Below are 5542 nucleotides of genomic sequence, written 5' to 3' on the forward strand. Positions count from 1 at the left end.
CGACCTGACTGTCCAGATGGTGCGTGCGGCGCTGGCACAGGTGCCGGAGCTGGATCCCTCCTCCATCGAGGACTTGGTGCTGGGCTGTGGTCAGCCGGCTGGTGAGTCGGGGTTCAACATGGCCCGGGTGGTCGCGGTCGCCGCCGGGCTGGACACAGTGCCGGGTACGACTGTCAACCGCTACTGTTCGTCGAGCTTGCAGACCACGCGTATGGCGCTTCATGCGATCAAGGCTGGCGAGGGTGACGTATTCATCTCGGCAGGAGTCGAGACGGTGAGCCGCTTCGTCAAAGGTTCCGCGGACGGTGCGCCCGACACTGAGAACCCGCTCTTCGCCGAAGCTGTGACCCGCACCGCGCAGCGTGCGGCGGGCAGCGCGTCGTGGACTGATCCGCGCGGCGATGGGCTGCTGCCCGACGTGTACATCGCCATGGGACCGACCGCCGAGAACGTCGCTCTGCGCACCGGGATCACCCGCGCCGAGCAGGACGCCTTCGGTGTCCGCTCGCAGAACCTGGCCGAAAAGGCCATCGCGAATGGATTCTGGGACAACGACATCACTCCGGTCACACTGCCCGACGGTTCGGTGGTCAGCGCCGACGACGGTCCCCGGTCCGGCGTCACGCTGGAAGCCGTCTCCGGGCTCGCGCCGGTCTTCCGGCCCGACGGGACCGTCACCGCGGGCAATTGCTGCGCGCTCAACGACGGCGCGGCGGCCCTGGTCATCATGTCCGACACCCGCGCGAAGGAACTGGGCGTCACGCCGCTCGCACGTGTCGTGAGCACCGGCGTTTCGGCGCTCTCACCCGAGATCATGGGGCTGGGCCCGATCGAGGCCTCGCGTCAAGCATTGGCGCGCGCCGGGCTCGGTATCGGTGACATCGATCTGGTCGAGATCAACGAGGCCTTCGCGGTCCAGGTGATCGGCTCGGCCCGCGAGCTCGGCATACCCGAGGACAAGCTCAACATCAACGGTGGCGCGATCGCGATCGGACATCCGTTCGGCATGACCGGCGCCCGGATCACCAGCACGTTGATCAACTCACTGCGCCACCACGACAAGCAGTTCGGCTTGGAGACCATGTGCGTCGGCGGCGGCCAGGGCATGGCCATGGTGCTCGAGCGCCTCTCATGACACAACCGCAACAGATCAGGAGTAATTCGATGACCACCACTGCAATCGTGACCGGTGCCGCCAGGGGTATCGGTGCCACTGTGGCCCGCCGTCTGGCTTCGGATGGTCTGGCCGTGGCCGTGATCGACCTCGACGAGGCAGCATGCAAGCCCGTTGTCGAGCAGATCGAGGCCGCTGGCGGCCGCGCGATCGCGATCGGCGCGGACGTCTCCGACGAGGCTGCTGTCGACGCCGCTGTCGAGCGGGTTGTCGCCGAGCTCGGCGCACCCACCGTGCTGGTCAACAACGCCGGTGTCATTCGCGACAACCTGCTGTTCCGGATGAGCGCCGATGACTGGGACATTGTGATGAACGTCCACCTGCGTGGCTCGTTCCTGATGAGCCGTGCGGCCCAGAAGTACATGACCGCAGCTGGTTTCGGTCGTATCGTGAACCTGTCCAGTACCTCGGCGCTGGGTAACCGCGGGCAGGCGAACTACTCGGCGGCCAAGGCCGGCCTGCAAGGTTTCACCAAGACCCTCGCGCTGGAGCTCGGCAAGTTCGGCGTGACGGTCAACGCGATCGCGCCGGGCTTCATCGAGACCGAGATGACGGCCGCGACCGCGGAACGCATGGGTGTCTCCTTCGAAGACTTCAAAGCTGCTGCGGCGGCACAGATTCCAGTGGCTCGTACCGGTGTGCCCGACGACATCGCCCACGCCGTCGCGTTCTTCGCCGGCCGCGACGCCGGATTCGTCTCCGGCCAGGTGCTCTACGTCGCTGGAGGCCCGACCACGTGAAGATTTTCCAGAACATCGGCGAGGTCGAGGCCGCGGTCGGCACCCACCTCGGACACTCCGGCTGGCATACGGTGACCCAGGACCAGATCGACCTGTTCGCCGAGGCAACCGGCGACCGGCAGTGGATCCACGTCGACCCGGACAAGGCCGCGCTCGGCCCATTCGGGACAACCGTTGCCCACGGTTACCTCACGTTGTCGCTGGTCCCGCATCTGTTCAGCCAGGTGTACCGGATCGACGGAGTGCAGATGTCGGTCAATTACGGCGCCGACAGGCTGCGATTTCCCGCCCCGGTTCCGGTCGATTCCAAGGTTCGAGCGGGTGTGGAGTTGCTGACAGTCGTCGATTCCGGCGCCGGACATCGGGTCACGACTCGGGTCACCGTCGAGCGCGAGGACGGCGACAAGCCCGTGTGTGTGGTCGATGTTGTCGCGCTTGTGGTGACCTGACACGGCAGAGAGCCTCAGCCGTCCGGCTCGGTGATCTAGCGCAGTGACCGTCGCCATCCCGCGTCATCGATGCCCATCGATGACGCGGGAGATCCCATGACGTCCGGTCAACGAGCGCCGACAATACGGAGCGCCATGTCGGCGTAGGTGACGGCGATGTCCTCAGGACTCCAGTCGCCCCCTTCCCGATACCACCGGGCGATGTCGATTCCCAGCGAGAGGAGCGCGACCGTGGCAATGCGTGAGTCGGGCGTGTCGAAGACACCGCTCGCGACCCCACGGTCGACGAGCTCCCGAATCGTGTGGTCGATCTGGCGGCGAACCGCGCGGATCTCAGCGCGATGCTCGGGTGTCAGCGCAGCAAGCTCATAGTTGACGATTCGGGCCACGGTTTGTGCGCGAGCATGGTGAACGGCGAAGTCGTGGATGACATTGCGGAGCGCCGTGGCCGGATCGCTCGACGAGGCAACCGCGTCGCGAACCAGGTCCAGCGTTTCTTGGTGACCTGACCTCGAGATCAGGTAGAGGAGTTCTTCCTTCGACTTGTGGTGCACATAGACAGCCGCCGGACTCATCCCGGCAGCTGTGGCGATGTCGCGCGTGGTCGTGCCGTTGAAGCCCTTCTCGGCGAATGCGGCGATGGCGGCATCCAGCAGCCGCGCTCGTGTCGCGTCGCCGCGGGGCTCGGTGGTTTCGCTGGTCTCGGTCATTTCTGGGCCATTATCTCGCGTGGGCGGCGGCCGCTCCGGACTGGGCCGCGTGGCGTGGCCGACGGGCTCGGGAGTTCTGATCGCGGACGTGATTCGAGCGGGTGGCCGTGTGCGCTAGCTGAGCGCGAAAGCCACCGCGGTGGCGAAGTCCATCGATGTGCCCTCGCTGACAGCGGCCTGGAACTCCTCGGATCCGAGTGCATCGCGACTGCGCTGTGCGGATCGGTCGTGAAAGGCGCGAAGCCCGTGAAAGATGAATACCGAGCTGCCGACGGAGCTGCTGAGAGTGTCGGCTGCACCCATCAAGGTGGCTGCGCGTCGGAATTGGTTTCGGTCGGTTGCGATCCATGCCAGCATCTCCGAACAGCCGGCAGCCACCAGGACATCAGCGGCTTGCTGAGCAGATCGGATCCCGGCCTCCAGCAACTCAATTGCTCGGGCAGGATCGCTTCCGCGCCACGTCGCGAAACCCGCTGCCCACAGTGCCCATGATCGAATGTCGGTTTCACCCGCCGATTCTGTGATCGCGAGAGCGCTTCGCAGGCACGAGAGCGCCTGCGTAATCTCGCCCTGGAATGCGTATGACCAGCCGAGCGAAATCTGGGCGTCGAGGTAGAGACCTGGTTCACCGCATTTGGCGAGCGCGTCGACGGAGTCGGCCAATAAGACGCTTGCCTGAGCCATGCTGCCACCGACACCGGCGATTGTGTGGTTTACCTCGGCGAGGGAGGCAATCGCCGCAACGAGGGGGTCGCCGCTCCGTCGGTTCAGAGCCGCGAGTTGGGTCATCCGATCGGCGGCCGCAGGAAGGTCGTTCTGCGCTGCAGCCAGTACGCGGGCCATGTACAGCGCTTTGGCGCGATCAGTGGTGGACGCGGTATCGGCGCGATCGAGTGCGTGTTCGAGCCATCTTCGACCTTCGCCGAATCGGCCGCTGCGGGACCAGAACAGGTACAGCGCGGTCGCGATCCTGATCGCGCTCGGGTCGGCTGTGGACAGACTGAACTCCAATGCTTGGCGCAGGTTCGGAAGTTCTCGTTCCAATCGGGCGACCCACCATGACTGGCGCGAGCTGATCCAATCACGCTCGGCTTGCTGTGCCAGCTGCACACACCATTGTCGGTGGCGTGGAGCCGTTTGCGGGTCCTCGTCCTGCTGCCTGCCGTACTCCCGCACGGTTTCGAGCATGCGGAACCGGATGGTCCCGTCCTGCTGGTCGGCGACGAGAATCGACTTGTCGACGAGCACCGCGATAGCGTCGTCCAATTCGGATTCGGTCAGGTCGGGCTCACACACCTGTGCGGCGGCGTCCAGCTCGAATCCGCCGGCGAACACCGAGAGCTGGCTCCACAGGCGTCGTTCGAGTGTCGTGCACAACTCGAAGCTCCAGCCAATGCACCATCGCAGGGTTTGCTGCCTTTTCGGTACACCTCGTGTTCCTCTGGTCAGCAGGGTGAGGGGGTCGTCGAGCTTGGATACGATCTGAGCCGGCGACATCGTGCGCAATCGGGCCGCGGCGAGCTCGATTGCCAACGGCAATCCGTCCAGGCGTGTGCAGATCTGGGCCACGTGGTCTCGATTGTGTTCGGTCACTTCGAATTTCGGCATCGCCGCAGCGGCTCTTTCGGCGAACAAGGTCTCGGCATCACCGAGGTGTGTGGCGGGATCCGGTTGTTCGCCCTGGCCGGATAGGGCCAGCGGAGGCACTACGAACACCGATTCGCCGCCGAGGCCGAGCGTCTCGCGACTCGTGGTCAGCACCCTCAGTCGTCGGCAGGTCCGCAGGAGTGACTCGGTCAGCTTCGCCACCGCGTCGATGATGTGCTCACAGTTGTCCAGCACCATCAGTAGCTCGCGCGGGGCCAGCCACCTGGTGAGCAATTCTGATGTGGGTTCGGTGCCGCGATTGCGGACGCCGAGAGCGGTAGCCACGACCTCGACCAACAGGGCTGGATCGCGCAGGTCGGCCAACTCGATCAGCCACACGCCGTCGGCCTGGTCGCGAGTGATCTCGTGAGCGACCTGCAGGGCCAGTCGCGATTTGCCGACTCCACCTGTTCCGGTCAGGCTCACCAGGCGCGACGCCGCGAGAAGGTTCTCGACTGTCTCGATCTCGATCCGCCTGCCGACAAAGCTGGATAGTTCGAGCGGGAGGTTCCCCGTCTCGCTTGCCGGTGCGGCAGTCGGCGCCGGGAAGGGTGTGCGTACAGCGCCGGGCTCGGTGTACAGGGACATTTCGTCGACCGCGAAGCCATGATCACGTTCGATCTGTTGCAGCTGTTCGCCCAATATCTCTGCGGTGGGCCGATCCGAGGGATCACGGGACATCGCTGCTTCGAGCATCGAACTGACATCATCGGGGATCCCCCGGCCACGTCGCGCGGGCGGACGGCGGGTTGACGCAGGGCGTCGGAACGGTGGCACGGGGTGGCGGAGCGGGGTTTCCGTGGGGTTACGCGCGAAGGGGTC

The 5542-nt window shown here is 65.4% G+C and carries 5 protein-coding genes; 3 read left to right on the top strand and 2 right to left on the bottom strand.

All coding sequences use genetic code 11. The annotated features are described in order from the left end of the window. The 3 genes from ACFWF3_RS22165 to ACFWF3_RS22175 form a co-directional block, all read left to right on the top strand. A partial coding sequence (locus tag ACFWF3_RS22165) for an acetyl-CoA C-acetyltransferase (protein ID WP_379315112.1) occupies nucleotides 1-1135 on the top strand: 1135 nt, incomplete at its 5' end. 29 nt (nucleotides 1136-1164) lie between these two features. Then, nucleotides 1165-1914, top strand: a complete 750-nt coding sequence (gene fabG, locus ACFWF3_RS22170) for a 3-oxoacyl-ACP reductase FabG (protein ID WP_379315113.1) — start codon at nucleotides 1165-1167, stop codon at nucleotides 1912-1914. Next, on the top strand, nucleotides 1911-2363 hold the full coding sequence (locus ACFWF3_RS22175) for a MaoC family dehydratase (RefSeq protein WP_379315114.1): 453 nt from the start codon (nucleotides 1911-1913) through the stop codon (nucleotides 2361-2363). Before fabG ends, ACFWF3_RS22175 begins: the two co-directional genes overlap by 4 nt. Before the next feature lie 107 nt (nucleotides 2364-2470). On the opposite strand, the gene ACFWF3_RS22180 is transcribed toward ACFWF3_RS22175, so the two are convergent. Next, entirely contained in the window at nucleotides 2471-3073 is a 603-nt protein-coding gene (locus ACFWF3_RS22180; RefSeq protein WP_379315115.1) for a TetR/AcrR family transcriptional regulator, read from the bottom strand. A gap of 114 nt (nucleotides 3074-3187) precedes the next feature. Further along, nucleotides 3188-5416 carry an ATP-binding protein gene (locus ACFWF3_RS22185; RefSeq protein WP_379315116.1) on the bottom strand — a complete coding sequence of 743 codons (2229 nt, stop codon included), beginning with the start codon at nucleotides 5414-5416 and terminating at the stop codon, nucleotides 3188-3190. Nucleotides 5417-5542 lie beyond the last annotated feature (126 nt).

Origin of the sequence: Nocardia sp. NPDC060220, from assembly GCF_042727815.1 — a bacterium.
In the GTDB taxonomy this organism is placed as follows: domain Bacteria; phylum Actinomycetota; class Actinomycetes; order Mycobacteriales; family Mycobacteriaceae; genus Nocardia.